The 3,678-nt window shown below is 43.7% G+C and carries 1 pseudogene; it reads left to right on the top strand.

Annotated elements, in window-relative coordinates:
• Positions 1-130: 130 nt before the first annotated feature.
• A pseudogene (locus LUQ50_RS01305) lies at positions 131-2,836 on the top strand (cobaltochelatase subunit CobN); the annotation flags it as partial.
• Between the last annotated feature and the right edge of the window lie 842 nt (positions 2,837-3,678).

Here is a 3,678-nt window from a genome sequence, read left to right as displayed (position 1 = left end):
ATCTGAACGGTGTGAACGGGAGGCACGAAGAATCAAACGGAGGATACGACTCAAGAACACCCCGAAAGATGATCGAAAAGTAGTCTTCATGCTCAACAACAATCCCTGAACCAGTGTAGACGCAACGGTAGGCGGAGCTGGCCATATGAACGGGCTGCAGAGTATGGTCAAACTGCTCAATAGCCTTGCCGAAGAAGGGTATACGATATCGGATATCCCTGAAGACGGGCAGGCACTCGTGAAATTAATCCTCGAGAGGAGGGCGCTCTGCGAGTTCAGGTGGACAACGGTTGAGGATATTGTGAAAAAAGGAGGGGCGATTGCCCAGATCACTCCTGAAGAGTATCATGTATGGTACGATACCCTTGATCCTGAGTTTCGGGAAAAAGTCGAATCACTCTGGGGAGTTCCTCCCGGTCTGGGGATGATCCTTGATGGAAAGATCCTGATTACCGGCATTCGTTTTGGGAATGCATTGGTCTGCTGCCAGCCAAAACGGGGCTGTTACGGGCCAAAATGTGACGGAAAGGTCTGCAAGATTCTGCATGATCCACTCTGTCCCCCACCTCATCAGTACCTGGCCACGTATCACTATATCCAGGAGGATTTTGGCGCTGATGTCTTGATCCATGTAGGAACACATGGAACCCTTGAACTCACTCCGGGAAAAGGGGTAGGCATGTCAGCATCCTGTTCACCTGATGTCTGTATCGGAGATATCCCCTATCTTTACATCTATTGTTCCAATAATCCACCAGAAGGAGCTCTTGCCAAACGAAGAACCTATGCAACCCTGATTGATTATATGCTCTCCGTAATGGACCATTCTCAACTCTATGAAAGACTCGAAGACCTGGAGAATCTTCTCGTGGAGTATGAGACCGTTCATGACAATCCGGCACGCCAGCATGCCATAGAGCACCTTGTCAGGGATATGGTGAAAGAGATTAACCTGGACAGTGATATGCATCTGTCAGATACCGATTCTTTTGAAATCCTGAAGGGAAAGGCCCATGAGGTTCTTTCAAAGATCCGCAACACCCAGATAGGGAGAGCATCTCACATTTTTGGTGAAATACCTGAAGAGGAGTCCCTGGTTGAATTTGTAAACAATATCATTAGGTTTGATATCGGTGACCAGTGTGTAAGACGGGTGATCGCAGAAAACCTGGGTCTAGATTTTGATGATCTTCTTGGCCATCAGGATCAGTTTTCTCACACCTTTGGGAAATCATACGGAGCCCTGTTAGAAGAACTTGATGAACGTGCAAAATCCTTCATCAGGAATACCATTGAAAACCCCGGGTCCACTCTCCTGGAGCTGTTTGATCAGACCCTGACACGGGAGCAGGAAGATAAATTGCGACTGATTCAACTTCGGATCCTGGATATCAATGAGCGTCTTGAACAGTCAAAAGAGATGGAAGCGCTGTTTAACGGTATGGAGATGGGCCATACTCCCCCCGGACCATCCGGCTATCTGAGCAGGGGACAGGATGAAATTCTCCCAACCGGAAGAAACTTTTATTCTACCTATCCTTACAAAACACCGACTAAATCAGCTTGGATAGTCGGAAAACAACTTGCCGAATCCCTTCTGCAGAAATATATGAAGGAAGAGGGGAGACTCCCGGAAAACGTGGGATACTTCTGGATGGCTATGGACATGATGTGTTCTGATGGTGAAGGGTTTGCCCAGCTTTTCCATCTTATCGGGGTCGAACCGGTGTGGAATGCATCTGGACAGGTGAAGACATTCAGAGTGGTCTCTCTTGAGCAACTTGGCAGGCCACGGATCGATGTTACGATTGAGATCACCTCAACTCTTCGGGATTGTTACCCTACCTGTTATGAACTGATGGATGAAGCTATCCGGACGGTAGCGTCTCTTGATGAGCCGGTTGAGATGAATTTCATCAGAAAACATGCTCTGATGTCCCAGCAGGAAACCAGTGAGGACTGGAGAAATGCGACCCTGAGAATCTTCAGCAACCCACCTGGGGCATACGTCACCGGTGTGGCTCTTGCGGTTCATGCCAGTGCATGGGAGACGGAGAAGGATCTGGTAGATGTTTTCATGGCAACCCATGCCTTTGCATATGGGAAGGAGTACGCCGGGAAACTAAAACCTGAACAGTTCGCCCGGAATCTCGCTACCGTAGAGGTAACTTTTGATAAGACTGCATCTGATACCTGTGATCTACTGGGATGCTGCTGTTTCTTTGGAAATCATGGGGGAATGACGCTTGCAGCCCGGCATTTTAACCCGAACGAAGTGAAATCATATTATGGTGACACTCGTGAGCCTGAACACGTCTATGTTCATGACATGGCAGACGAGGTTCGCCGTGTTATGCGGGCAAAAATGTTCAATCCGAAATGGATAGAGCGAATAAAAAAATCCGGGTATAATGGTGCCACCGCGGTTTCTACCCGGACCGAGCATCTCATGGGATGGCAGGCAGCAACCGGGGAGATTGATGACTGGATCTTTGATGAGATCGCAAATAAATTTGTCCTTGACCGGGAGATGAAAGAGTTCTTCCAGGAGAAGAACCCGTATGCATTTGAAGAACTCACCCGGCGTCTCCTTGAAGCCCATCAGCGGGAGTTATGGGTTGCTGACCCCGAGGTACTTGAAGGTCTGAAGAATACCTACCTGGAGGTTGAATCCTGGCTTGAAGATGAAGTCGGGGAAGGAGATCACCAGGGCGGGAATGTGGATATTATTTCGGCACGGGATGTTGAAGGTTGGGGAGATTCGATAAAGGCTATTGCTGATAGGATCGATCCGAAAGATCTCTACCATTATTTGTCATTTGGAAAAAATCATTAATTTTTATTATTAATGAGTCTGCCTTTGTGTCTCATTAATCAGAAACAGTATTACTCTTGAAGAAACGAATCAACAAATACGATCTTTACTTTTGGAAGAATGGAAATGAATAGTAAAAGAATTAGAAATTGGCAAAAAATTAACTTTTACCTTGTTCTTGCAACCATATTAATCTCTGGTTCTTCTATTTTCATTGTATCACATTCAGATGAAAACCACTTTTTCTTATTTTTCGTGGGATTACTAATCGGATTCTGTTATTGCAATATTGACACAAATAATCCAAAAAGATATCAGTCCAATACAGCTACTTATTGGTATTCTGTATTGAATTATCACCTGTATTTGCCTGTAATCAGATGGATATTTCATAAAAAGGAGATACATCTATGGTATTTAAGAAATGTGCTTTCTTTTTCAGTTTTTCTCTTTCTTATCTCGTCATTGATAAAGATTTTTAATGTGGCATTTAGCCAAATTATTTCGACCGACTTTTTAATTGAAGGCATAATTATTAGTGTATTAATTAATTTTATCATCTTAATGGGATCAACAAGAGGGATTAATCTATTATATCCATTTTTAAAAAATAAGTTCAAAGGGAACCTTAACTTTTCTATAGGCATCAATTTAAGGTTAATTTTTATCTCATTGATATCCCTCATCACTTTAACACTGTTCTATTCACACCCTAATATTCCTTATTATCTCATATTAATCATGTTATGGGCTGGTTTTTTATTATCATCTCGGATTACTCCTCCATTTAAAATTAAAAAACACATTACTCACAGAAACCATGTGTATAAAAAATACTCAAACATAAACGTAGAAAAGGGGAT

The sequence above is a fragment of the Methanospirillum sp. genome, assembly GCF_028679455.1.
Classification (GTDB): Archaea; Halobacteriota; Methanomicrobia; order Methanomicrobiales; family Methanospirillaceae; genus Methanospirillum.
The sequence above is the reverse complement of the archived record's forward strand: the minus strand, read 5'-3'. Positions and strand labels throughout refer to the sequence as shown.